23 protein-coding genes and 1 pseudogene are annotated in these 24,813 nt (G+C 36.2%); 8 read left to right on the forward strand and 16 right to left on the reverse strand.

All coding sequences use genetic code 11. From position 1 onward, the window contains the following. The first annotated feature begins 51 nt into the window (after window positions 1–51). The 3 genes from NKR21_RS09865 (at window position 52) to parC (ending at window position 5,264) form a co-directional block, all read left to right on the forward strand. The gene (locus tag NKR21_RS09865; RefSeq protein ID WP_144456584.1) at window positions 52–465 is read left to right on the forward strand and encodes a CoA-binding protein; all 414 of its coding nucleotides are present in this window, start codon (window positions 52–54) and stop codon (window positions 463–465) included. A 390-nt stretch (window positions 466–855) separates the two neighbouring features. Continuing rightward, a complete protein-coding gene (gene parE, locus NKR21_RS09870) occupies window positions 856–2,823 on the forward strand; it encodes a DNA topoisomerase IV subunit B (protein WP_012010116.1) in 1,968 nt (655 codons plus the stop codon). Window positions 2,824–2,825: 2 nt separating this feature from the next. Beyond that, window positions 2,826–5,264: a DNA topoisomerase IV subunit A gene (gene parC, locus NKR21_RS09875; RefSeq protein ID WP_088002818.1), complete on the forward strand. Its 2,439-nt coding sequence runs from the start codon at window positions 2,826–2,828 to the stop codon at window positions 5,262–5,264. 51 nt (window positions 5,265–5,315) lie between these two features. Here parC and NKR21_RS21185 read toward each other — a convergent pair whose 3' ends face one another. From NKR21_RS21185 to NKR21_RS09885, 3 genes are all read right to left on the reverse strand, one after another. Beyond that, on the reverse strand, window positions 5,316–5,441 hold the full coding sequence (locus tag NKR21_RS21185; RefSeq protein ID WP_008343787.1) for a hypothetical protein: 126 nt from the start codon (window positions 5,439–5,441) through the stop codon (window positions 5,316–5,318). 43 nt (window positions 5,442–5,484) lie between these two features. Then, window positions 5,485–5,820 carry a hypothetical protein gene (locus NKR21_RS09880; RefSeq protein WP_144456582.1) on the reverse strand — a complete coding sequence of 112 codons (336 nt, stop codon included), beginning with the start codon at window positions 5,818–5,820 and terminating at the stop codon, window positions 5,485–5,487. Window positions 5,821–6,014: 194 nt separating this feature from the next. Continuing rightward, window positions 6,015–7,193: an MFS transporter gene (locus NKR21_RS09885; RefSeq protein WP_144456580.1), complete on the reverse strand. Its 1,179-nt coding sequence runs from the start codon at window positions 7,191–7,193 to the stop codon at window positions 6,015–6,017. Window positions 7,194–7,395: 202 nt separating this feature from the next. Here NKR21_RS09885 and NKR21_RS09890 point away from each other — a divergent pair. After that, window positions 7,396–7,943, forward strand: a pseudogene (locus NKR21_RS09890) (sugar O-acetyltransferase). Window positions 7,944–8,403: 460 nt separating this feature from the next. Here the strand turns inward: NKR21_RS09890 and NKR21_RS09895 are convergent. The 6 genes from NKR21_RS09895 to NKR21_RS09920 form a co-directional block, all read right to left on the reverse strand. Next, the gene (locus NKR21_RS09895; protein WP_144456578.1) at window positions 8,404–9,237 is read right to left on the reverse strand and encodes a hypothetical protein; all 834 of its coding nucleotides are present in this window, start codon (window positions 9,235–9,237) and stop codon (window positions 8,404–8,406) included. 233 nt (window positions 9,238–9,470) lie between these two features. Further along, on the reverse strand, window positions 9,471–10,043 hold the full coding sequence (gene thsB, locus NKR21_RS09900) for a Thoeris anti-phage system ThsA activator ThsB (RefSeq protein ID WP_144456576.1): 573 nt from the start codon (window positions 10,041–10,043) through the stop codon (window positions 9,471–9,473). Then, a complete protein-coding gene (thsA, locus tag NKR21_RS09905) occupies window positions 10,033–10,884 on the reverse strand; it encodes a Thoeris anti-phage system NAD(+) hydrolase ThsA (protein ID WP_053069923.1) in 852 nt (283 codons plus the stop codon). Before thsA ends, thsB begins: the two co-directional genes overlap by 11 nt. Window positions 10,885–11,086: 202 nt before the next feature. Beyond that, a complete protein-coding gene (gene arsC, locus NKR21_RS09910; RefSeq protein ID WP_034325128.1) occupies window positions 11,087–11,506 on the reverse strand; it encodes an arsenate reductase (thioredoxin) in 420 nt (139 codons plus the stop codon). Window positions 11,507–11,520: 14 nt separating this feature from the next. Further along, window positions 11,521–12,819, reverse strand: a complete 1,299-nt coding sequence (locus NKR21_RS09915; protein WP_144456574.1) for an arsenic transporter — start codon at window positions 12,817–12,819, stop codon at window positions 11,521–11,523. 12 nt (window positions 12,820–12,831) lie between these two features. After that, window positions 12,832–13,146 (reverse strand): metal-responsive transcriptional regulator AseR, encoded by a 315-nt coding sequence (locus NKR21_RS09920; RefSeq protein ID WP_034646476.1) that lies wholly within the window; start codon window positions 13,144–13,146, stop codon window positions 12,832–12,834. A 233-nt stretch (window positions 13,147–13,379) separates the two neighbouring features. Here NKR21_RS09920 and NKR21_RS09925 point away from each other — a divergent pair, with 233 nt between their 5' ends. Further along, window positions 13,380–13,703: an ArsR/SmtB family transcription factor gene (locus tag NKR21_RS09925; protein WP_144456572.1), complete on the forward strand. Its 324-nt coding sequence runs from the start codon at window positions 13,380–13,382 to the stop codon at window positions 13,701–13,703. A 60-nt stretch (window positions 13,704–13,763) separates the two neighbouring features. Continuing rightward, entirely contained in the window at window positions 13,764–15,062 is a 1,299-nt protein-coding gene (locus NKR21_RS09930) for an NAD(P)-binding domain-containing protein (protein ID WP_144456570.1), read from the forward strand. A 30-nt stretch (window positions 15,063–15,092) separates the two neighbouring features. Here NKR21_RS09930 and NKR21_RS09935 read toward each other — a convergent pair whose 3' ends face one another. Continuing rightward, window positions 15,093–15,596, reverse strand: a complete 504-nt coding sequence (locus NKR21_RS09935) for an arsinothricin resistance N-acetyltransferase ArsN1 family A (RefSeq protein ID WP_222115987.1) — start codon at window positions 15,594–15,596, stop codon at window positions 15,093–15,095. Window positions 15,597–15,833: 237 nt separating this feature from the next. Continuing rightward, on the reverse strand, window positions 15,834–16,838 hold the full coding sequence (locus NKR21_RS09940; RefSeq protein WP_144456566.1) for a DGQHR domain-containing protein: 1,005 nt from the start codon (window positions 16,836–16,838) through the stop codon (window positions 15,834–15,836). Between the two features lie 137 nt (window positions 16,839–16,975). Between NKR21_RS09940 and NKR21_RS09945 the strand changes: the two genes are divergently transcribed. Both NKR21_RS09945 and NKR21_RS09950 read left to right on the forward strand, forming a co-directional pair. Further along, window positions 16,976–17,320 carry a helix-turn-helix domain-containing protein gene (locus NKR21_RS09945; RefSeq protein ID WP_186299464.1) on the forward strand — a complete coding sequence of 115 codons (345 nt, stop codon included), beginning with the start codon at window positions 16,976–16,978 and terminating at the stop codon, window positions 17,318–17,320. A 241-nt stretch (window positions 17,321–17,561) separates the two neighbouring features. After that, on the forward strand, window positions 17,562–18,110 hold the full coding sequence (locus NKR21_RS09950) for a recombinase family protein (RefSeq protein WP_034325122.1): 549 nt from the start codon (window positions 17,562–17,564) through the stop codon (window positions 18,108–18,110). Between the two features lie 7 nt (window positions 18,111–18,117). Here NKR21_RS09950 and NKR21_RS09955 read toward each other — a convergent pair whose 3' ends face one another. The 5 genes from NKR21_RS09955 to NKR21_RS09975 all read right to left on the reverse strand — a co-directional run bounded on the left by NKR21_RS09955 (window position 18,118) and on the right by NKR21_RS09975 (window position 24,809). Further along, entirely contained in the window at window positions 18,118–19,584 is a 1,467-nt protein-coding gene (locus NKR21_RS09955; protein WP_144456562.1) for a TniQ family protein, read from the reverse strand. A gap of 23 nt (window positions 19,585–19,607) precedes the next feature. After that, window positions 19,608–20,606, reverse strand: a complete 999-nt coding sequence (locus NKR21_RS09960; RefSeq protein WP_306442824.1) for an ATP-binding protein — start codon at window positions 20,604–20,606, stop codon at window positions 19,608–19,610. Window positions 20,607–20,621: 15 nt separating this feature from the next. After that, the gene (locus tag NKR21_RS09965; RefSeq protein ID WP_144456560.1) at window positions 20,622–22,502 is read right to left on the reverse strand and encodes a DDE-type integrase/transposase/recombinase; all 1,881 of its coding nucleotides are present in this window, start codon (window positions 22,500–22,502) and stop codon (window positions 20,622–20,624) included. Then, window positions 22,495–23,127, reverse strand: coding sequence for a hypothetical protein (locus NKR21_RS09970; protein ID WP_144456558.1), 633 nt, complete (start codon window positions 23,125–23,127; stop codon window positions 22,495–22,497). Before NKR21_RS09970 ends, NKR21_RS09965 begins: the two co-directional genes overlap by 8 nt. A gap of 647 nt (window positions 23,128–23,774) precedes the next feature. After that, window positions 23,775–24,809 carry an NADH:flavin oxidoreductase/NADH oxidase gene (locus NKR21_RS09975; protein ID WP_144456556.1) on the reverse strand — a complete coding sequence of 345 codons (1,035 nt, stop codon included), beginning with the start codon at window positions 24,807–24,809 and terminating at the stop codon, window positions 23,775–23,777. Between the last annotated feature and the right edge of the window lie 4 nt (window positions 24,810–24,813).

Below are 24,813 nucleotides of genomic sequence, written 5' to 3' on the forward strand. Positions count from 1 at the left end.
GCTTTGTTTTTAAGCAGAAGTTCGCTAAAATAGAAGAAAAGGGGTGTTTGGATGAATCATCCTTCGAAACAAGAAATTGGTCGTATTTTAAAGAGCAGTAAACGAATTGCTGTTGTTGGATTATCAGATCAGCCGCACCGAACGTCATATATGGTATCTAAAGCGATGCAGGATGCCGGTTATGAGATCATTCCGGTGAATCCAACGATCGATGAAGCACTTGGTGTGAAAGCAGTCGCTTCACTAAAAGAGATCAAAGAGCCTGTTGATATCGTGAATGTTTTCAGACGTTCAGAGTTTTTGCCCGAAGTGGTAGAAGAATTTCTTGAAATCGACGCACCTGTTTTTTGGGCGCAGCAAGGCATCTATCACGAAGAAGCGAAAAGGCTAATTGAGGAAAATGGCAGGGTTGCCATCATGGATTTATGTATCAAGGTAGCTCATGCAATGACAAAAACTCATTAAATCGTCAAAAATCCTTGGTTTTCAAGGATTTTTGCTTTTTTGTTGCAGAAATATATTTGCGATTCTAGAAGAAAGCGATAAAATAAGGCGACAGGGACATATCGGTGATCTTGCATATCAACAAAAAGAGCGATAAGATAAAGATAGAACATTTGTTCTGTTTTGTAAAAATCATCATATGATTGCATTTGGCTTATCAAACAGTCTTGTTTATAATGGACTTCTAGTTCTCATAGCCGTGCAAAGGAGCATGTTTTGTTGAAACACATGCATGGTGATGATGCAGCTTATTAAAGTGGACAGTAATGAGCAGCATGATCATCATTAAAATCTAGAGAGATCATTTGATGATTTGCCGGTTATGTTTGTTAGTGAAAGGGGATTAAGCATTTGGTTAAAAAGCAGCAAGTAGATTATAACGATGATTCTATTCAGGTGCTAGAGGGACTTGAAGCGGTCCGTAAACGTCCGGGAATGTATATTGGGTCAACGGATTCACGCGGCCTTCATCACCTTGTCTATGAGATTGTAGACAACTCTGTCGATGAAGTACTCGCTGGCCATGGAGATCATATCGTTGTCAAAATACATAAAGATAACAGCATTTCCGTCCAGGATAAAGGACGTGGAATGCCTACTGGTATGCATAAGCTTGGAAAACCGACACCCGAGATCATTTTAACGGTCCTTCACGCAGGCGGAAAATTTGGTCAAGGCGGATATAAAACAAGTGGTGGGCTTCACGGAGTTGGGGCGTCTGTTGTAAACGCGCTGTCAGAGTGGCTTACTGTCACAATTGAACGTGATGGCTATATCTATCATCAGCGGTTTGAAAACGGCGGAAAACCTGTGACGTCACTTGAAAAAGTCGGAAAAACAAAAAAAACCGGAACACTGATTCATTTTAAACCAGATCGCTCCATGTTTAGTGTCACCACTTATAATTTCGATACGTTATCAGAACGTTTAAGAGAATCTGCCTTTTTATTAAAAGGATTAAAAATAGAGCTGATTGATGAACGACATGATGTACAAGAAACCTTTTATTATGAAACAGGCATTGAAGCCTTCGTTGCTTATTTAAATGAAGAAAAAGATGTTCTGAGTGAAGTGGTCTCATTTGAAGGAGAGCATCAATCCATTGAAGTAGATTTTGCATTTCAATTCAATGATGGCTACTCGGAAAATATTCTTTCTTTCGTCAATAACGTGAGAACAAAAGATGGCGGTACACATGAGTCTGGTGCTAAAACGGCAATGACGAGAGCCTTTAATGAATATGCGCGCAAAGTCGCCCTTTTAAAAGAAAAAGACAAAAACTTAGAGGGCACTGATATTCGCGAGGGGCTGTCTGCTATTATTTCTGTCAGAATTCCTGAAGAACTGCTTCAATTTGAAGGTCAGACAAAAGGAAAGCTTGGGACAAGTGAGGCTCGCTCAGCTGTTGATGCTGTTATTTCTGAAAAGCTAGCTTATTTCCTTGAAGAAAACCGAGAAACAGCAACTCTTCTTGTGAGAAAAGCGATTAAAGCGCAGCAGGCAAGAGAAGCTGCTAGAAGAGCACGTGAAGAAGCAAGGAGCGGGAAGAAACGGAAGAAGTCCGAAGCAACCCTGAGCGGAAAATTAACACCTGCTCAATCTAGAAACCCGGCAAGAAACGAGTTGTACCTAGTAGAGGGAGACTCAGCAGGCGGGTCAGCAAAACAAGGACGTGACCGTAAATTCCAAGCGGTGCTGCCGCTTCGTGGAAAGGTCATTAACACAGAAAAAGCGAAACTTGCTGATATTTTCAAAAATGAAGAAATCAACACCATTATTCATGCGATCGGTGGAGGCGTCGGTGTCGATTTTAATGTAGAAGACATCAATTATGACAAAATCGTGATCATGACAGATGCTGATACAGATGGAGCGCATATTCAAGTGCTTCTGCTCACATTCTTCTACCGCTATATGAAGCCGCTGATTGAGCATGGCAAAGTGTTTATTGCACTACCGCCTTTATATAAAGTCAGCAAAGGCTCAGGGAAAAAGGAAGTGATTGAGTATGCATGGTCTGATGAAGAAATGGATGACGTACTGAAGAAAGTTGGAAAAGGGTACACGATTCAGCGCTATAAAGGTTTAGGTGAAATGAACGCCGACCAGCTATGGGAAACGACAATGAATCCAGAATCGAGAACACTTGTCAGAGTCAAAATCGACGATGCTGCACGAGTGGAACGCCGCGTCACGACATTAATGGGTGACAAAGTAGAACCACGTCGTAAATGGATTGAGAAGAATGTCGCCTTTGGACTTGATGAGGAAAGTAACATTCTTGAAAATGAAAACTTGTCGCTAGCTGAGGAGGTTTAAACATGGCACAACAAGAACGATTTCATGATTTACCATTAGAAGAAGTCATCGGAGACCGGTTTGGTCGCTATAGTAAATATATTATCCAAGACCGTGCGCTGCCAGATGCGCGAGATGGATTAAAGCCTGTACAACGAAGAATCTTATATGCGATGTACGCAGAAGGAAACACGCAAGATAAAAACTTCCGTAAAGCTGCGAAAACAGTCGGTAACGTGATTGGTAACTATCATCCGCACGGAGACTCATCTGTTTATGAAGCGATGGTGAGAATGAGTCAGGATTGGAAAGTGCGGAATGTGCTCATTGAGATGCATGGAAATAACGGGAGTATCGATGGTGATCCGCCTGCTGCCATGCGTTATACGGAAGCAAGGCTATCTGCGATTGCTTCAGAGCTCTTAAAGGACTTAGACAAGGAAACGGTCGAGTTTGTCGCAAACTTTGATGATACAAGCAAGGAGCCTGTTGTTTTACCAGCGATGTTCCCAAACCTTCTTGTGAATGGGTCAACAGGTATTTCTGCTGGTTATGCTACTGATATCCCGCCGCATCATCTAGGAGAAGTGATTGATGGTGTCATTAAACGAATCGAACAGCCGCATTGTACGGTTGAGGACTTAATGACAGTCATCAAAGGTCCAGATTTCCCAACAGGCGGAATTATTCAAGGGGTAGACGGCATTAAAAAGGCTTATGAAACAGGCAAAGGAAAGATCATGATTCGCGGAAAAGCGGAGATTGAAACCATCCGCGGCGGACGCCAGCAAATTGTGATCACAGAGATTCCTTATGAAGTGAATAAAGCCAACCTTGTCAAAAAGATGGACGAGTTCCGAATTGAAAGAAAAGTGGAAGGAATTTCAGAGGTTCGAGACGAGACTGACAGGACTGGCCTTCGAATCGTAGTAGAGCTGAAAAAAGAAGCAGATGCAAATGGTGTTTTGAATTTCTTATATAAAAACTCAGATCTGCAAATTCCATATAACTTTAATATGGTAGCGATACATAATCGTAGACCAACCTTAATGACACTGACAACTATACTTGATGCATATATTGCCCATCAAAAAGAAGTGGTGACGAACCGTTCAGCATACGAGCTTCGAAAAGCGAAGGAACGCCACCATATTGTAGATGGATTAATTAAGGCGCTATCTATCTTAGATGAAGTCATTGCCACAATTCGCTCCTCTAATGATAAGCGAGATGCGAAAAACAATTTGATGGAGAAATATGACTTTACAGAAGCACAATCAGAAGCGATTGTGTCCCTCCAGTTATATCGTTTAACGAATACAGATATTACGCAATTAAGAGACGAAGCGAATGAGCTTGATGTGCGTATTGCAGAACTTGAAGACATTTTAGGTAACGAGAAAAAGCTGTTAAAGGTCATTACAAACAGTTTGAAAAAGCTCAAAAAGACATATGCTGATGACAGACGATCTGTCATTGAGGAAAAAATTGAAGAAATTAAGATTAACCTAGAAGTAATGATTGCCTCAGAGGATGTTTACGTCACGGTGACGAAGGATGGGTACATCAAACGGACAAGTCAGCGCTCCTATGCTGCTTCTAACGGTAAGGACTTTGGCATGAAGGATACAGACCGCCTGATTCATCAGTTTGAAATGAATACAACGGATGTCCTCCTACTATTCACGAATAAAGGGAGCTACATTTATTGTCCTGTGCATCAGCTGCCAGACATACGCTGGAAAGACATGGGACAGCATATTACGAATATCATTTCGATTGACCGTGATGAATCTATCCAAAAAGCCATTCCAATTAAAGAATTTGATGAAACATCTTATCTTCTGTTCTTTACAAAAGGCGGAATGGTGAAGAAAACAGAGCTTCTTCAATATAAAGCGCAGCGCTATTCAAAACCGCTTGTCGCCTTGAATCTAAAAGGGGACGATGAGCTCGTAGATGTCCATGTGACAACAGGACAGCAGGAATTGTTTATTGCGACGAAAAATGGTTATGGTTTGTGGTTTGATGAAGAAGAAGTAAGTGTTGTTGGTCCGAGAGCGGCTGGTGTCAAAGGCATCAACTTGAAGGATGGGGACGAAGTAGTCTCTGGCCAGATCATTGATCCAAAGAACGATGTCCTCGTGCTGACGACGCAAAGAGGGGCTGTGAAGCGAATGAACCTCTCTGAATTTGATAAAACATCTAGAGCCAAACGCGGAGTTCTGATGCTTAGAGAATTAAAGAAAAACCCGCATCGTATTGTGTCTGTCATCGCTGCATCACTGCACGATACACTTGAGATTGATACAGAGAAGGGTGCAACAATTCCACTTGATATCTCTACTCTAAGAGCGAATGACCGCTATAGCAATGGATCATTTATTGTAGATGAGGAAGAGCAGGGAGAAGTAACACATGTTCTTGTCGCACCTCAACCTGCACCAGATGACAATAAATAAGCAAACGAAAACCCCCTGCGATCAGCAGGGGGTTTCTTATATATACAGGCCTTAGCTCTCGTGGTTGCCAAACATGCTTGTAATGGCGTGAACTACTTCAATTCCTTGGTAAACGAAAAGAGAAAGTGAAGTGACAGAGAATAGACCTAGAATGAATACTCTTAAGAAAAATAACATCGTGTAAAACCTCCCAATTTTTGTTTTGATTTAAATGGTTGGGTTAAACACGAGATAGTCGCAAATAAGAAGATTGATAGAACACTGCAAGTAAATGCTTCTTTTTCCGGTCATATTGATCAGTATGAGTGATGCGTGCAAATCCAGCTGTCATACTGCCAATCATCAGCAGTACTGTAAATGCGGCAAATACTGCGCTCACATGTTTTTGTTTCTTTTCATCGCCCATAGTCTGAGCGATTTTCATCTCATGTGATTCTTGATCGGCAACCACCTTTGCATGATGGTATACCTGAACGGAATGAGGCATTGAGAACAAATGAAAACTTGCGAGTGCTATGAATAAGACAGCTAATTTTAGCAGCATATTTTTTTTCATTTATCTCACCCCTTCCTGTTTATTTTCATGATCTTACCACGTTTTCTGTTATTTGAAAAGTCTTATTTTTTTACTTTCCCTCTTTAAAAAAGCGATAAACATCAGGACATTTATAGGACTGTTTCACTTCATGAAAGGTTTCAATTTTATTTTTTAAATTTAAAAAAAGTGCCATGATCGAGGATCAGACACTTTTAGTGAATTTGTGATGCATGCGGTTTTGCGACAGCTTTTGTAAAGATTCCCGCTATACATATGGCGAATAAAACAAAAATAAAGGCGTGAAGCAGTCCAACTTGATTTGCAAGAAGCCCTAATATAGGCGGACCAGAAAGAGAGGCGGTGTAACCTGATAAGGTCACAATGCTGACTCGTTTCACGGCATACCGGCTATCATCACCAGCAGCAGAAATGGTTAGTGGGAAGCCTAAAGAAGCGCCAAGTCCCCATAAAAAGATCGATATCATGCATACCACAAGAGAGATCTTTAAAATGACCAAGAATAGTCCAGCAGCAGCTGATACAATCGCAACTCTTAGCAATAACACCCTGCCGAAACGGTCGATCAAACGTCCGCTAATTAATCTACCGCTAATCATCCCGCATAAAAATAACGCATAGATGACTGTACTCATGGAATGTGAAACCTGGTATCCATCCACCATTGCAAGTGGAATCCAGTCATTAGCAGATCCTTCGACAAACGCAAGACATAAGGCGATCATGGCAAGAGAGATTGTTCGTTTATTCAGCCACGGCGTTTGATGATGATCTAATGTATCTGGCTGCGAGTGCTTCTCATGCTGATCCATTCCAGTCCCGTGCGGAATAAACTTGGTACAAATGAAGATGCTGAGAAAGAAAAGAAGGGCAATGACAAGTAAGTGATTCAACACAGAGATCCCTAGATGGATAAAAAGAATGCCAGCTCCTGCTCCAATTAAAGTACCAATGCTAAAGGAAGCGTGCAATATAGGCAAAATGGTTTTCTTAATCCTATATTCAATTTCTGTCCCTTCTAGGTTCATCGCCACATTGCACATACCTGAACCTGCTCCAAAAAGAAATAGCCCGGCTGTGACGACAAAGATAGAAGAGAGGGTCGAACCAACAGCAAGTGTGATGAACCCCAGAAACATCAAAAAAGCACTAATGACAATCGCCACTCGTCCGCCTTTTTTTCGAACAAATACATTTGAAAGAACAAGTCCAACAATTGAACCAACGGATAAGCCGAGTAGGATAAGACCCATCGTTCCTGTATTGGCTTGTAACAAATCTCTCACTTCTGGTGTCCGTGAAAACCATGTGGAAATGGAGATACCAGACATCGTGAAAATGATAATGATGGCTTTATACCACTTTAATTCCATGTAAATCCCTCACATTTAAAGATGTATCTGTTCCTGAACAAATCTACTCGATTATAAATGAGACAGGGCGATTCGTAAATAACTTGGGGCAGGAACAGGGGCAATCTTAGGCAAAAAATTCATACCTTCCCAATTCTTCTGATAAGAAGATAAAATAAACATATAGGTGATATGATAAATAGAAGGGGAGGAGAGGATCAATATGAAAAGTGAGAAAGAAAAAATGATTCAAGGAGAACATTATGTATCTAGTGACGAAACCTTGATCGCAGATCGAGAAAGAGCGAGACAATTGACATTTTCATATCAGCAAACCAATCAGCCTGAAAAAAGAACATCCATTTTAAAGGAATTATTAGGTGCTTGCGGCGATGATGTCGTTTTTGAAGGAAGACTGCAGTGTGATTACGGATACAATATCGAAGTTGGCGAGCATTTTTTGCGAATTTTGATGCGGTGTTATTAGACGTATGCAAAATTGCCATTGGACATCATTGTTTATTAGGACCGAATGTACATATTTATACGGCTGGTCATCCGCTTGATCCAATAGAACGTGCAAAAGGCATTGAATTTGGTAAACCAGTCACCATTGGAAACCACGTATGGATTGGCGGCGGCGCTATTATTAATCCAGCTGTCATAGCATCTGGTGCCGTTGTGACAAAAAGTGTCCCAGCAAATGTCGTGGTTGGCGGAAATCCAGCGAAAATCATAAAGTATCTGGATGAATCAAAATCTGGCGAATAAACGTAGGATTTTGATTTTTCTTTTTTGTCTCAATAAGATAAGTATACTTAGAATTGAGACAAAAGAAATGCTTTCATTGTTTAACTTCCTAGAATATATATTATGTAAACTAATAAATGAGAATACATACTTTCGGACATGTACAACGGTCCTGTTGTACAGCGAAGTAAACATGGATCCATTAATGAACTAAAAGTGGATCCATTGTTTTTTAATGTACATAAATCTTCAACTTTCCCTAAGTGTAATTTAATTTGTTCTTCTTCATAACTGTTAACCAGTGATACTTGTTACCATTATTCCTACAAAATTTAAGAGCAAAACACAAATTCATTAAATCTCCTGTTCACTAACTGGTTGTTCTGATGTACAGGGACATGAATAAGGGTCCATTCAGGACGTGAACAAGGGTTCATTCTGAACCCCCTTCCTGTCCTCGAATTAAAAATGGATCCATTGTTTATTCTGGTTGTTCTGACTCTAAGAAAAATTCTACAAAATCACGTCCAAACTTGGAGATCTCAAAATTGTCTTTTGACTTAAATTTTGGTTCTTTTAATTTTGGTAATGAACGTTTAAACTTCGGATTTGTTAACTTGTCTAAAAAGGAGTATAGTTCTTTAAATGCATTTGAAATTTCCTCAAGATCATCCGTGATTTTCAACTCGGTTCTTGTTGTTACCACTCCTATCCTAAGTAAATTTCTACGTACTGCTTCATATTGCTCATAGCTTATCTCATGTCTGTCCATAATTATCTGAAACGTTTCTTTTGATTCTTGATCAAATGAATAACAAGAAACATACATAAGTCTAAGAACAGATATATCCACCATTCTAAGTTCTTTTAAGACGTCGTAATAGGTTAGGATAAAGTCATTCGAAACATCGTGATGTTCAGTAATATTCACAAATCCATTTACCATATATCGTATTTTTTCTTCCTGTTGTTCGTCTATAACGTAATCCAGCACATATTGAAATAACTGATCAATCTGTTCTTTTTGTTCAAATGTTTTTGATTCTAGATTTAAACGGATTTCCTCTATTTTAGATTGCAATTCTTCTGTGAATGTTTTGATGTTTCTTTCAAAACGGGCACGTTTATAACTTTGAACCGCACCTGAGATCCCAGGAATTAGTGAACTCGCTGCATCAACAAGAATATCACCTGTCATGCTTGTTAAAGATTCCTTTGCAACATCAGCAGCTGTGTCACTACTAACATTTAAAAAAGTATCAAGAGCTAACTCACGCCCTGTTTGTTGGATATCTTTCCTTCTACTGTCATTCAAAAATAACCTCTCCTTTTGACTTAGATAGAACAATGTGATTTATGTACTAGAAGGTAAAAGTGGATCCATTGTTGTACACTCCCTCTTATCCATCTCCAACTACCTTTTTGTATGTAATATTAAAAATCAAAAACCTCTATGTCCAATAAATTAAATCAGTCATAAAAGTTTTTGAATTTAATTATTGACTAAATGAGTTACCTATAGGACTTGAATAAAGTCCCCTTAATATATTAACATCGATAAAAATGATACGAACCTGCAGCGATTTTTGAATTAACCATAAAATCTTTGTCCTCTAAAGTCTGTTTAATTAGGTGTTTTTTGTATGGAATATGAATAGTTGGTACCTTTAACATAGAGTCATTAAAAATAGGGACTCTACTCCATAAGTTTACCACTTCGGATCTGATAGTCTTTGTAGTGCAGTCGATGATGTCACTCTTTTCGGTAAATTCAGGGTATACAACGATAACTGGTAGCCCCTTCACATTAATTCCGTAATCAATTTCTTCTCGCAAAGCTTTGCTGTTTTCAGTATGCTTACTTAAGAAGAAGATTATATTTTTTGATTGATCTAATCTTTTTCTTAATCTTGGCTTTAATGTTTTATCCCAGTCACTTCCGTCCCGTACATTGTACGTCTTATCATGGGAGTCATTAAATGGGTAGTTACTATCTTTGCCTTTCCATGCTCTTAACATGTTATATGACACAAAATCCTTTGTCGCATTAGCCCCTAAACTGCTTTCATTAAACGGTTCACTGACATAGAATGCTGCATAATTTCCATTTCTATAACCCATTCTTCTCAAACTCCTTTAACTTATAAAAATTAATCTTCTTGTGATCATCTTTGTATAAAAGAATTGTAACTTTGGCTGGTTCTCTAAACTTTACTTTACTGATTTGAAATGTCCACAACATTATATGTAATAGTTCATTGACTCCAACATCAGAATCCACATGTCTTGTTATCCCAGAACCTAATAATGGAATAAACACTTCTTTGCTTGCATGTAAAGTATTGACTTCATTCCATACATTTAGCATGCAACTCGCATATTCATTTAGCTTTAAATGGGCACGATTCTCCCTATCGAACTTCGAAAAAGCGACAAGAAAAAAATCCATATCTTTAAAGACTGATCCCAATGTGTAACGTGTTGTTTTTCCCCCAAGAGGTCTTTCAACATTCTTTTCTTCAATTTTAAGTTTCACGTCATCTTTAATTTCCTGATCTAACTTTGAGATATCTTGATCTGAATAATATCGATTTATATACTGACCATTTAATGTTTCGCGAGCAATTATTACGTCATCTACCTGAGTGTCAAAAAACTCATTAAATGCTATAACTTTATAATTATTTCGTGGCACTTCAAAAATATTACCTTTTTTAATTTCAACTTCGGAACCATTGAGATTAAGAGTGATGTTACTCAGAAAAAGTAGTCTAATGAAACGAAAAATTATTATGACTAGTGATAATGCTACTACCATAAGCAAAATAATCAATCTACTACGAGCATCCAAGTCTAGAAATGAAATGATCGTACCCACACAACTTGGTATAGTTATAAGAAGGATGCCTATAGCCCAAGTTAAAAATTGTTTATCTGTTATTAATTCTTTAAATTTCCACATAAAACCTCCAATATTAGCATTTTAAACATTACCTATTATATGATTATTTTCAATTTATTACAATAAAAATATGAATTTAGAACTATAACATAAATCTTATGAACGATTATGTCTTATCTATTAATTAATGCAAAAAAGAGAGCCAGTGACTTGGCCCTCTTCATTATTAGATTTTCAATGGAATTCGCCTTAAAGTCAGCACCTATTCTCCAGTCTCAGCAAACTGTTTCAATCGATCTCCAATTTCATCTCTTACCCTTTGGAAAAATGCCCACTTCTCTTCTTCTGTTCCTTCTGCTTTTGCTGGATCATCAAAGCCCCAATGGACACGTTTGACATGAGGTGGAGTCATCGGGCATTTATCAGCTGCGTCCCCGCATAGTGTTACGACTAAGTCAGCGTGATGCAATATTTTCTGATCAATCAGGTCAGACGTTTGATTAGAAATATCAATCCCTATTTCTTTCATTGCTTTTACAGCATTCGGATTTAATCCATGAGCTTCGATACCAGCACTATAGACCTTCCACTCATCTCCAAGATGTTTTTTAGCCCAACCTTCAGCCATTTGACTGCGGCAAGAATTACCGGTACATAAAAAGTATATTGTTTTCTTTGACATGTTGATCGTCTCCTTTAATGTATAATCATTAGCCAGAAATACAATGCTAAAAGTGTAATGAATAGTGTTGGTACAGTTAAAATGACCCCTATTTTGAAATATGTCCCCCAGGAAATCTTCACACCTTTTTGAGAAAGGACGTGGAGCCATAGTAGTGTTGCTAAGGAGCCAATGGGCGTAATTTTTGGTCCTAAATCAGAACCAATGACATTTGCGTATATTAACGCTTCTCTCATCATTCCTTGTGTATCGGTGCCGGATATGGCCAATGCATCGATCATGACCGTCGGCATATTATTCATGACAGATGAAAGAATCGCTGCTATAAATCCCATACCAAGAGTCCCTGCTAATAAACCTTGATCTGCTACAGCTTGAATCACGCTTGAAAGAGCATCAGTAAGACCTGCATTTCGCATGCCATAGACAACAACGTACATACCTATGGAAAAGAAAACGATCGCCCAGGGAGCTTCTTTTAGAACGCTTTTTGTTTGAACAGCAGGGCTTTTTTGTGCAATGATCAAGAATAAAATGGCAATCACACCAGCTATGACAGATACAGGTATAGATAAGAATTCGCTTGCAAAATAACCAATCAATAAAAAAGCTAATATATACCAAGATAATCTAAACATCTTTGGATCTTTTATTGCTTCACTCGGGTGTTTTAAATCATTCATATCATAGCATTTAGGTATACTCTTTCTAAAGAAAAGGTACAGTACAGTGATACTCGCAAGCAATGAAAAAAGGTTTGGAACAACCATTCTGGATGCATATTCAATAAACGTAATGTTAAAATAGTCGGCTGTTACAATGTTCACTAAATTACTAACGACAAGGGGCAGTGAAGTTGTGTCTGCAATAAACCCACTCGCGATAATAAAAGGGAATACTATTTTTTCATTGAAGTTTAATGCTCTGACCATGGCTAAAACAATGGGTGTCAAAATAAGTGCTGCACCATCGTTTGCAAATAGAGCAGCGACGATTGCACCAAGGATGGTCACATACACAAACATACGTAGCCCACTGCCTTTTGCAGCCTTTGCCATATGCAATGCTGCCCATTCAAAAAAGCCGATTCGATCAAGTATGAGTGAAATGACGATAATGGCGACAAAAGCTAAAGTCGCATTCCAAACAATGCCTGTCACGGTGATCACATCGTCAACATTCACAACACCTACGATTAATGCTAAAATAGCTCCTCCACATGCGGACCACCCTATGGATAAATTTTTTGGCTGCCAAATAACCAATACCAAAGTTAATAAAAATATGATTAATGATAAAACGGCAAAACTCAAACCCATCCCTCCTTACGAACAAGAAATGTTTGTTGCTTTATGTTGTATACTTTTTAAAAGGTCATCTTCTTTATCAATTTGATTTAAGATGATACGAATCGTCTCAAATTCTGGAGACAGTGTATTTATTGAATAATAACGCCACTGCCCTTTTCTGTTCTCATGAACAAATCCAGCTTTTTTTAATTTTCGTAAATGCTGACTAATAGCTGGTTGACTCATTTCGAACATATCTACCAGTTCACACACACAATATTCTTTCTCCAAAAACAATTTCATCATGATCAGTCTTGTTTGATCACTGAGTGTTTTTAAACAATTCGACATATTTGTTACACCAATTGAAACATCTGCAGTCACAATGATTCCCCCTTTTTCAAAAGTGACGGTCCTTGTTATCAACTCCTTCAACATTATATAACTGAAAACTTATATAATCAATTGATTATATGAATTTAAACAAAAATTTATTCTCGTAAAAATTATCGATTGATTTTCTTTTTAATTTATTTTATGATTTATTCATCAAAAAAAATTGATTAATGAAAAAGGAGAATTCTATGTCCCTTTCCTTTCCCTTAGAAAATAAACAGCTAGTGGATACATTTGAGCATTACGAACTGAAGTTCAAAGCATTATCTGATAAAAAAAGGCTGTATTTATTAAACGTTCTTTGCGAAAACGGCCCTACTTGTGTTTGTGATCTAATTGAGCAATTTCAGATGACACAATCTAAATTGTCATATCATTTAAAAATCTTATTAGATGCAGATTTAATCACAAAAGAAACAAGAGGTACATGGAGCTATTATTCCTTAAATGAAAAAGAAGTGAATCATTTACTTTCACCAGAGCTATGTTGCTTATTTCGCCCTTCTTGCTAGGAAGGGAATTATTTTTAACTAATTAATCAAAAAAAATTGATTTATAAGGAGTTACATAAAATGAAAAAAAACTTACCAGTAGTTATTATTGGCGGTGGCCCAGTTGGTATTGCCGCAGCTGCACATCTTATTAAAAGAAATGAATCATTCCTCTTATTTGAATCAGGCAAACAAATTGGGAATCATTTTTTAGATTATGGACATGTACGCCTGTTTTCACCATGGGAGTTTAATATTGATCAAGCTGCAAGGGAATTGCTAGAAAAACACCAGATCCCCCTCCCTTGTAAAGATGAACTCCCATTAGGAAAAGAAATTGTTACCCAATATCTAAAACCATTAACTGAACTTCCAGAAATGAAACCACATATTTATTTAAATAGCCCAGTTCTCCATATTGGCAAAAAAGGTGTTGATAAAGTTAAAACAAAAGACAGAGATCTAGTACCTTTTATCATTCGAGTGAAATTAAATAATCAAGAAGAAAAAACTTACGAGGCTAAGGCGGTTATTGATGCCACTGGTACGTGGCAAAACCCTAACCCAATAAATGCTGAAGGGATTATGACTGAAAATGAAAAAAGAGTTGCTGATCGGATTTATTATGGCATTCCTGATGTTTTAAATCGTGATCTGATTCGGTATCAAAATAAAACAGTTGCAGTGGTTGGCAGTGGTCATTCTGCTGTAAACACTTTGCTTGAGCTGGCAGAGCTAAAAAAGACATCAAAAAACACAGAAATTATATGGATTTTAAGAAAGCATGATATTAGTGAGGTATTCGGAGGAGAAAGCAATGATCAATTGCCTGCAAGAGGTCAATTAGGCATTAGATTGAGACAAATTTTAGATAAAGGATTAGTAAGAGTCTTACCTTCAATGTTGATTCAAAATATTGAACAAACTTTTAATAGCAAGTTAAAAATCATTGGCATCCAGAAAAAAGAAAAAATTACAATCGATAATATAGACGAAGTGATTGCGAATACTGGGGCAAGACCTGACTTTAAGTTCCTAAGAGAAATTCGCCATACATTTGATTCAGCATTAGAGTGCGTGCCGGATCTAGCTGACCTTATTGATCCTAACATACACAGTTGTGGCACTGTGCGACCACATGGTGAAAAAGAACTGAGACAACCAGAAACAAACTTTTATATCATTGGGTCCAAAAGTTATGGAAGAGCACCTACATTTTTATTAGCCACCGGTTATGAGCAGGCTCGATCTGTTGTTGCTTATATGACTGGTGATAAAGAATCTGCTGAGCGTGTAGAACTTAAGTTACCTGAAACGGGTGTTTGTAAAGTTGCTTTAAAACCTAAAGTTGAGAAAACGTCTTGTTGTATTGATGAATAAATAAAAAGCAGACCTCTTTTTGGGGTCTGCTTAATTAGATAGTATTTTTTCCATAGCCATTACATCAACATAAACATTATCGATTTTCCCTTGTTCTTTGAATATGCCGACTTCCCTATACCCCATTGATTTATATAAACCTTGTCCTAATTCATTAAATGGGAAGGTGAATAAGACAATTTTATGTATTTGAGATTTAACTGCTTCTTTTTCTATATTAGATAAGAGTGCTTTACCAATACCCTTCCCTCTTTGATTACGACGGATATATATAGATAAATCAGCAACACCTTGATAAGCACATCGATGAGAGTATGGGTTAAGTGCCACCCACCCTACTACCTGTGAATTTAATTCAGCAACAACAATTTTATATTTTTCAGACCGATCAGTGAACCATTTTGTCATGTAAATGATATTTTTCTTTTCAACTTCTAAAGTGGCTATTTTATCAATAATCCCTTGGTTATAAATATCTAATATTTCAATCAGATCAGAATTGTTGGCCTCTCTAATTTTAAGCATACTTCCCATCTCCATCTTTATAGTGTGAATTTAAAAATCTTGTATTCTTTTAATGATTGAAGTCTCGGTATTAAATAAAGTAACCAATTAAATAGATTAAAGTCAATTTGTATTACAAAGTTTTACTTAGAATGCATGAAAAGACCAAAAGATTTTATTCTTTTGGTCTTTTTCAACGCGCCTCATAAAATAAAAACTAGAGTGAATCATATGAGCTGCAGTACAGTTTGTTAATTTGCGAATCTCTTATTTCTCATCCAACAGACTAAGTAGTTCTTTAGCTAAAGTCTTTGAACCTGATACGCCTTTTAAATATTTCATTTCCCCTTGAACAGACCAGTCAATTTTTTCAAGCTTGTATAAGAATGAATTTAAAATTTTTAAGTCTATTTGCATGGATTCATTATTTAAACTTTTAGGCAAGATTTCTGAACCTATTATCGACAAAGCATTTATCCCAACGATATGAGTTAGTTTTGATTCTTTATAGTTACCCCAATCATCAGGAAACAGCTTTTTGATTTCGTCAAAATAAATTAAAGATACTCTTAATAATTTTTCTTTTGACAACTCAGATAGTTTGTTCTGTTTTGTTAAATAGACGAGAGTATTATAAATGTTTTGTAAAGTAACACGTTTAGAAGTTGTTCTCAGACCTACAATTGTTCCTAATTCATGAAATGGACTGTCTGGATGGATAATAAGTTGGGCTGCCACCCAACTCAAATCTTCTGAGTCTCTTTTTAGGTATCGGCTTAAAGAAGATCCTATACCTTTAGCTTTAGTGTTGATAGTATCAAATAAACTGATCTCCTCTTCATCTTCTAAATAATGAAAAGCTAAAAATGGCACATTAATGAATGCATTTGTTTCTTCTAAATATAACTTAATTCCACCTAATCGATGCTGACCATCCATAAGTGACCCTCTCTTTTTGCATATCAAGCGTCCGAAAGAAGGTCTTAGACTATCGTATGCTGTAAACTGCCAATTCCCTCCTGCATTAATTAAAATAGGTGTGAAAAGAGCATTTTCCCCCGTAGATAAGTAATCAACAAAGTCCTTGCATCTTTTGGCACTGACAGGTCGTTGATATCCTTTGCCAGAGGGATCATTAAATGGTTTTACAAAAACCATTTTTAATGCTTCTGTAGCTGAAACACTACTTTGATAAACTACCTTCCCTCTTAATTTTGCTTGAATTACATTTTCTATGACAATGGAGTTAGATAGTTCCTTCTTAGTTGTCAAATTCTAAACCTCCGAACTTATTCAAAAATATGAATTCAATATAGTACTTATAAGTTTATTTTTCAATGGTAATTTTACACTTTAGTTATCTGTTAAGAGGTTAGCCACCTCTCTAGGCTTAAAGAGAGGTGATTACGTTGGATGAATTAATTAATTTCGTAGGGCAACGTCTTCGAGGTTTGAGAAAAGCTAAAGGATGGACTCAAGAAAAGTTTGCTGAAGAATCTGGTCATCAAGCATCTTATATTGCAGGTGTTGAACGTGGTGAAAGAAATATTACACTCGACACATTAGAAAAATTGTTACTGGTACTAGAAGTTAAACCAGCTACTTTTTTTTCTGTTAGTGAAGAAGATAATTTGCTTGAAAATTTAAAAGCTCATGTTAGTTTACTCTCTACTCGATCTCACTCTGAAGTAGAGCTTATAAATAAAATATCTCAGGAAATTTTTGAAACGATTGATTCAAAGACCAAAAAGTGAAATTAAGGAAAAGCGAATTTTCCTTGAAAAAATGCAGACGAATTTCAAAAGCGGGGTTGGGAATATTAACCACGCTTTTTCGTGTATCAAAAACGATGGTTTTTGATAATGTTGTTTTTAAAACCAAAATTTTTGTATTAAGGTTGCAATTCTATATCAAAACTTATCTCAATATCTATATGTCAATAATGCACCTTTTTGATATAATTTAATTGAATATTCACAAAAAAGAGGTGGTTTTTTGATAATAGGATATGCAAGAGTTAGTACAGTTGATCAATCATTAAACTTGCAGATAGATTCCCTCTCAGAATTTGGGTGTGATGAAATTTTCCAAGAAAAGGTTTCAGGTGCGCGAGATGATAGAACTGAACTAATGAATGCTTTAAGAATGCTACGAGCTGGTGATAAATTTGTTGTTTATAAATTAGATCGCTTAGCCAGGTCAACAAAAAGTTTAATAGAGATCGCAGAAAATCTTCGTAATAAAAATGTTGAATTTATTAGTATACAAGATAATTTAGATACAAGTACGGCAGCTGGTAAAGCGATGTTTGGTATGTTATCGGTTTTGGCCGAGTTTGAACGGGACATCATTCGAGAACGAACATTGTCTGGGCTTAAGGCAGCTAGAGCTAGAGGAAGAAAAGGCGGTAGACCGAAAGTTAATAAGCAGAAATTAAATCAAGCATTGGCATTATATCATTCCAAAAGAATGACTGTTCGAGAAATACAGGAAATTACGGGTATTTCACCAGCAACCTTGTACAGAGCAATTAAAGAAGAGTAAAACAAGTTTACTCTTCTTTAGAATGAATTATTAAGTATGGTTCTCTTTCTTCTTCCCAAAAATGAAATTCTAAAGGTAAACCTTTATCTTTAGGGATTAAAATTAAATAAAATGGTAAGCCTTCAAGCTTAAATGGAGGCTCGTAATAAAAGTGTCTTTCTTTTGATCCGCTAGTGCTTATTCGTGTCCAATTGTTGAAATGATTCATCTTTAAATGAATAAGCACTCTTTTCAATACCCAGTTTATTTCAGAAGGTTTACAATCACAATGATTATCTAACCACCAATATAAATCTCTTATATAAGTGATATCTTGGGAGTGTGTGAAGTCGTAATTAGAATGATACAACCCAAGGTTATACCTTCGCCTTTCATCATTGTTACAAATAAATTTTAATTCCGCTTTTGTAAATACTTGCCAAAAAACATATGCATAGGCTGCAGGACAAATCCAATTGATTTTTGGTGAATGGAGAAAATAAAGTGATGTGCAATCTTTAATACATTTTTTATGTTTATACATGCTTTTTTCTAGATGTCTATTGAGTGAGTTTAACGTTGCTTTTGATAAACGATAGATCTCTTTCGTATTATCATATGTGCTGGTTTCTTCAATTGATTTTGTTTGATCTCTTTTAATAAACCTATAGTGCTGTTCCTCTCGTAATGTTCGAATTAAGGGTGTTGATTTAATTATGTTGTGAGCAGTTCCTTGTTCCGTATTTGTTGAGTGGTCAGCAGCTTCTAAAATCTTCGTCATAGCATCCTGGTAATTGGTTAAGTCTATTTCTGGATGATAGTGAATATGAAATTTGTTAGCTATACTTGATGAATTGAATTTTTCCCATCTCATCAAAATTTCTAAGGTTACTTTGAGTTTTTTATTTTTCTTCCAAATTGCTGAGTAACTCTTCCCTTTCTTAGGTGAAAATAAATAATAACCACAATCACATCTAAAGGGTTCAAGAGTAAATGAATCTGTGATTTCATAAAGAAAAGCCATTTTGCATTTCGGACATTCTGAAGTTAATGGGACCATATGAAATGGGCAAACATGCATTAATTTAAATTGGTGATAAATGCTGTGATATCCTTGTTTTATACACTTTGGACAGAATCTTAAATGTTTATGAAAGTAGATAGAGTGATTGCCAGGTAATACGTTAGTAAGTTTCGAAATAATATGTTCATTATGTCTCTTTAATTGAAAATTCAAAATTTTTACAAGAGACGTATTATCTAGTCCTTCAAGTGTAATTAAACTACGTGCCGATTTATTTTTTGTAGTGGACTTTAATTTCTTTAAGTGTTGAGTACCGAACAAGTTGAAGATATCTTGACTTTTTATACGATTAGCATATTTAAATTTCTCGAATATCCCCCATGGGGATTCGAAAGGTACAATCCAATCATTATTCCAAGCGAATTCTTTTATTAGAGGGCTTGGTTCTAAAAAGTGTATTTGATTCTTCATTCGGAATTTTTTCCACTCCTAATTTATATAATGTCTAAGTAAATTTCTGACTCAACATAGCCTGATCTTGTGATTGCTTCTTCCCAATGAGCTTTTGATAACCACTCTAGGTTCTCTCCGTTCGCTCCAAATTTTCTGAGGGCATATTCAATGGTAAGCGTTAAATATTGCATTGGAATTTCCACAGGCTTAGTTAAACCGGCTTTTCTTCGCAATTCAGTAAATACCTCCATCAAATCCTCAGCACATTGGTTTAATCTATAGCCTTCATCAAAAGCTTTTGGAAAAAAGTATCTTGCATATGACCAGCCACTACCTATTGGATATTCAGAATCATTATCATATCCTGATAAACAGGGTTTTAGATCTTTTAAATCTTTTATTCCTGTGAATTCATATTCATGAACCATGAATCTCCCAATTAATTGAGCTTTTTTTGCTCGTATAAAAGCTGTTCTTTGATAAAGTAATTCATTTTGACCAACTAATATAACAGTAAGGTGGACACCTGCAAAATCTAATTCATTATATATATCCATTAACCAACCATAATGTAATTCTTGTAATCTGTGGGCTTCATCTAAGAATAAAATGACTCTGTGTTGTCTAGACTTTTCCCCTTGCTCAATTAAAAATCTTGAGAGTCTATCACGTTTTATATTTGCCTTACCATTGAAGGGTAAATTGTGCCCTATATCTTTTAGAATATCTTCAAAGAAGATACCTTCATTCGCATTTTTGTAATGTCGACATATTATTTTGTAAACTGGCAACATCATATCAAATTCTGAAGTTAATATTTTGCGGATATATTCAATGGCCTTGCTCTTTCCTAATCTAGGTCTTCCATAGACGATAGCCCCAGGTGCACGATTATTTATCCAATGGCAAATAGAGTCGTATAATCGATCGATTTCATTAGTCGCAATTAAATACCTTCCATTTTCAACTGGATGACTTCCCTTTGAAACATAAGGTCTATCCATGAACTCCATAGTTGATCTCTCTTCGTTCGTATTCAAGTAAACACCCCCTATTTAATACATGATTGTTTTAGTGAGTCTTCGTGATGAAACATCTGAAGGCTTATTTTTGTTGGAAGGTAAGGTATTGTTATTCTTTTTTTGCTCAAAATCAGCTTTTTCTATTGGCTCAATTAAAACATCATTGGTACTTTGATGAGTTTCAATATATCGGTTTAGTTTAGCAAGTGTATTTCTTGAGTTTTTGTTTTTTCTTGCTTCTTTTTCTAAATGTTTTGTCAGGACATCAATTGGATCGTCTTCCTGTAATAGATGGATCATTTTTCTTTTCCGCAGCTTATTAATCGTTTTTCTGGTTTTTAAATCATGAGGGGTAATCCCCCATTTACCAAATGCAGTAAGCATCCCAAATTCGCTGCCGTCAGGTAAAAAAGCTTTCACAATTCGCAAATCTTCTGTATTCACTAAAATCGTCAATTTTGTTCCAATCAGTTCAAAGGATCTTGATAAAATTTCGTTGTAATATTTTACCCCCTCATAGTTAATGTGTGGTCGTTGGCCATTTTCTTTATTTCCTTGAATAGTTCGTTCGGCTTTCATATAAAAAAATATCACCTCACTTCTTTTTTCTTCAGGTATTTGTCGTATATACATACCTCTTGCGAGCCTTTGTTCAATAGCTTCTAATGGTGTCAAATTATTCACACCTTCGTTTGGGGTGCCATTATAATTTGCAATTAAAACTTCTGTTATTTCTTCTAAGTGTGCAGCCGAAACACGGTATTTAATTGCTTTTTGTTCAGGAGCCCTTCGTATCGGATCTTTAGGGTGGCTTCCAGTTGTTGTTGAAAGTTTATGATATCCGTTTTCTTCAAGAGTTCTAAAGAATCTTTCAATAATTCCCCGACGCTCAGGTGTTCTAACAGGTCCAGCATTAATTGAGCATCCAATTACTTGTGTTAAACGATCTCTCACAATATTTGATAAGTTTGCTTTAGCATTATCATAGTGAAATTCATCCCATAATCCCCATTGAGTTGATTTGATATTCTCCGAAGGAAAGTTGCCACTTGAGGAGAGCTTTAATCCAGGAATGGTAAGTGTTTTTGGCTCGTGTGGTACGATTGAATTTTTAATACAATGTAATACATCATTTGCTGAATACTCTTTATTAAGGCAGAGGTGATAACCTAAAATCGCTCGAGTAGCTACGTCGATAACTACGAGCAACCATATTCGATTCAACACTTCTACAATCTCGTCTCCTTCTGGAGTTTTAAAAGTGATAGCAATAACGCTGTCGATCCTATGGCCATCAAATTGAACTCTTTGAAATGGCCTACTAATTATGGAGTGTTGAGAATAAACTTGTTGTTTTTTAAAATTTCTATTTTTGATTGTTTTAGTATATTTTTGGAGAGTTCTTAATCCATTTGATTCCGTATTAAAGGGGTAATCTTTAATAGTTAAACCTACGCTTCGGCAAGCATCTAGGAATTTTTTATGGAGGACTTTATTATTAATACGGTTATTTTTTTTACAGTAGTCATGGATGATGTCATCTATCGATGGATAAGTATCAAGAAGTTGTTGAAATACACCAGCGAAACTTTCAGATTTAAAATTTTTCCGTTGATGTGATCTCGTTTTTTTGAAGGGAATTAAAGCACGAAAACCCCATATTTCATTGTTTTTATCTGTTTCTAAACAACGTTTTGTATATTTACGGACATTTGCTCGAGTAATTCCGGTAATATCACGAATTTCATTCAATGTTTTCTCATTCTTCAAATAAAGCTCAACAGCTTGTTTTCTAGTTAAAAATACTGTTTTCGATGATTCATCTAATTGATCAACTAACACTTTTGGCCACAAAGAAGTATCTAAAAGCTCTGAAGGAATATTTTCACTCTCATAAAAACGGTTTCTACTCATTAATCCACACCTCCAAATTACGTCCAAAAGGAATGCAATGCAGATTAGCGTCGATTATCCCTTTACTATAGAGATGAAATATTGCCTCTTTTATTCTAGAAGAACCAATACTTAAACGATCTTCTAAATAACCAACTGAATGTTTGTTTCTTTGAATTTCTTGTTTTATTACATAAAGGTCTGTGTCAATGGGGTGACTCCTATTACTAAGATAAGGTAATATTAATTTCATGTTTTCTAGTAGGACAGTATTGCCTCTTATATTTATTTCGGAACGAATTGCAAAGTTTTTCTTGTATTCTTGACACCATTGTTCTAGGATTTTAATATTTGTTGAAGTAACATTTGTTGAATATTTAACCACTATGAATTCCTCATGGCCATTCTTCCACTTCACCCACATATTAAAAAATGTTTTTAAAACCTTGTTATTTTTATTGAAATACTTAACTTCAAAAGGTCTTTCGCAAAAAGTGAGGATTTTAGGGTCTGTTTCAACAAGAACCCAAAAATCATATTCCAGATCACTGAACAAACGAACATTCCGTTTTAATTTAGGACTGTATGCTTCCCAATAGTTATTGCCAAATTTACTGCTTCTTTTAATGTTAATGGGCGAATACATGTATACACCTCTTTTAACAAGATATTTCTATAAAATTTCGACAATGTTCTACAATACCCTTCTATAAATCTTCAAAATATCTCAGTAGTAGTGGTTAAGTTGTTCAGAATGGATCTATGTTTACTTCCCTAAATAATAATGGATCCACTTTTACTTCCTGTAAAAGGAACATAAAAGTGGATCCATTAAAAGATAAAGTACTTATTTGACTAGTGTTGACAACGAATATAATGGATCTATGTTTACTTCGTTGTACAACAGCGAAGTAAACATGGATCCATTAATGAACTAAAAGTGGATCCATTGTTGTACAGGGACATGAATAAGGGTCCATTCAGGACGTGAACAAGGGTTCATTCTGAACCCCCTTCCTGCTTCTAATAATTTATTTAACATTTTCATACCTGTTCACTAATTGGTTGTTCTGATGTACAACGAAGTAAACATAGATCCATTAGAAGTGTTTATTTACGGGGTTTATTGTAGATCCACTTTTATTTCAATAATGTACTCACTTTTACTTATATGTAATGAAATTGCTCTATGACCAATACATTATCGAATCAGGGATTTTAAAGTAGCTTACGAAAAAGGTGCAATGAAAATTACCAAATCATTGCACCCTTGAGGTTGTAATAATATTCTATTTAGAAACCAGCTTCATACTGTTTTGGAACCAATTCGTCAGTTGATTTTCTTAATTGTTTTGCTGCTTCCAGTGCCCAATATGGATTACGGAGCATCCCTCTTCCTACAGCAACTAGATCTGCATCTTCCGTACCGACAACTGCATTTGCTAAAATCGGATCATCTAAACGTCCTACAGCTATAACTGGCACATTTAATGCTTTTTTAATTTCTCTTGCTAATGGAACTTGGTACGCTGCGTGTGTTCCAGGCCTATTCATCGCAGGAATCTGCCCTTCTCCGCCTGAGGAAATATCGAAAATCTCAGCACCTGCTTGATGATATGCTTTGGCTAATTCAATAGCATCTTGAATATTATAACCTCCATCTACATACTCTTTAGCAGAAATACGCATAATGAGAGGCATATCATCTGGGATTTCCTCTTTTGCAGCTTTCAAGATTTCTGATCCGAATTTTGTAAGATCTTGACCGAATTCATCTGTTCTCTTATTTGTTAATGGAGAGTGAAATTGATGAATTAAATAACCGTGAGCGCCATGAATTTCAATAGCGTCGAACCCTGCTTTGACAGCAAGCCTTACAGATCTACGAAACTTTTCAATCAATTCATAAACTTCATCTGTCGTTAATTCTCTTGGTGTTTTTGAATTCTCATCAAAAGGGATGGCTGAAGGAGCTACTGGCACCTCTGCATCTTCAGCTTTTCGACCAGCATGGGCAATTTGAATAGCTGCTTTAGCTCCGTATTGATGAATGCCGTCTACAATTCGTTTTAATGCCGGGACTTGTTCTTCTGACCATAAACCTAAGTCATAATCTGAAATACGTCCATCAGGTTCGACATCTGTCATTTCCACCATTACTAACCCTGCCCCCCCAATAGCACGACTTACATAGTGAATATAATGCCAATCAGTTGCTATGCCGTCTTTCTTATCTACACTGTATTGGCACATCGGAGACATCATAATACGATTCTTTACCTCTAACCCTTTCAAAGTAAATGGATCAAATATATTCTGCTCTTTCATTGTG

Source organism: Bacillus sp. 1735sda2 (assembly GCF_024159245.1).
In the GTDB taxonomy this organism is placed as follows: domain Bacteria; phylum Bacillota; class Bacilli; order Bacillales; family Bacillaceae; genus Bacillus; species Bacillus pumilus_O.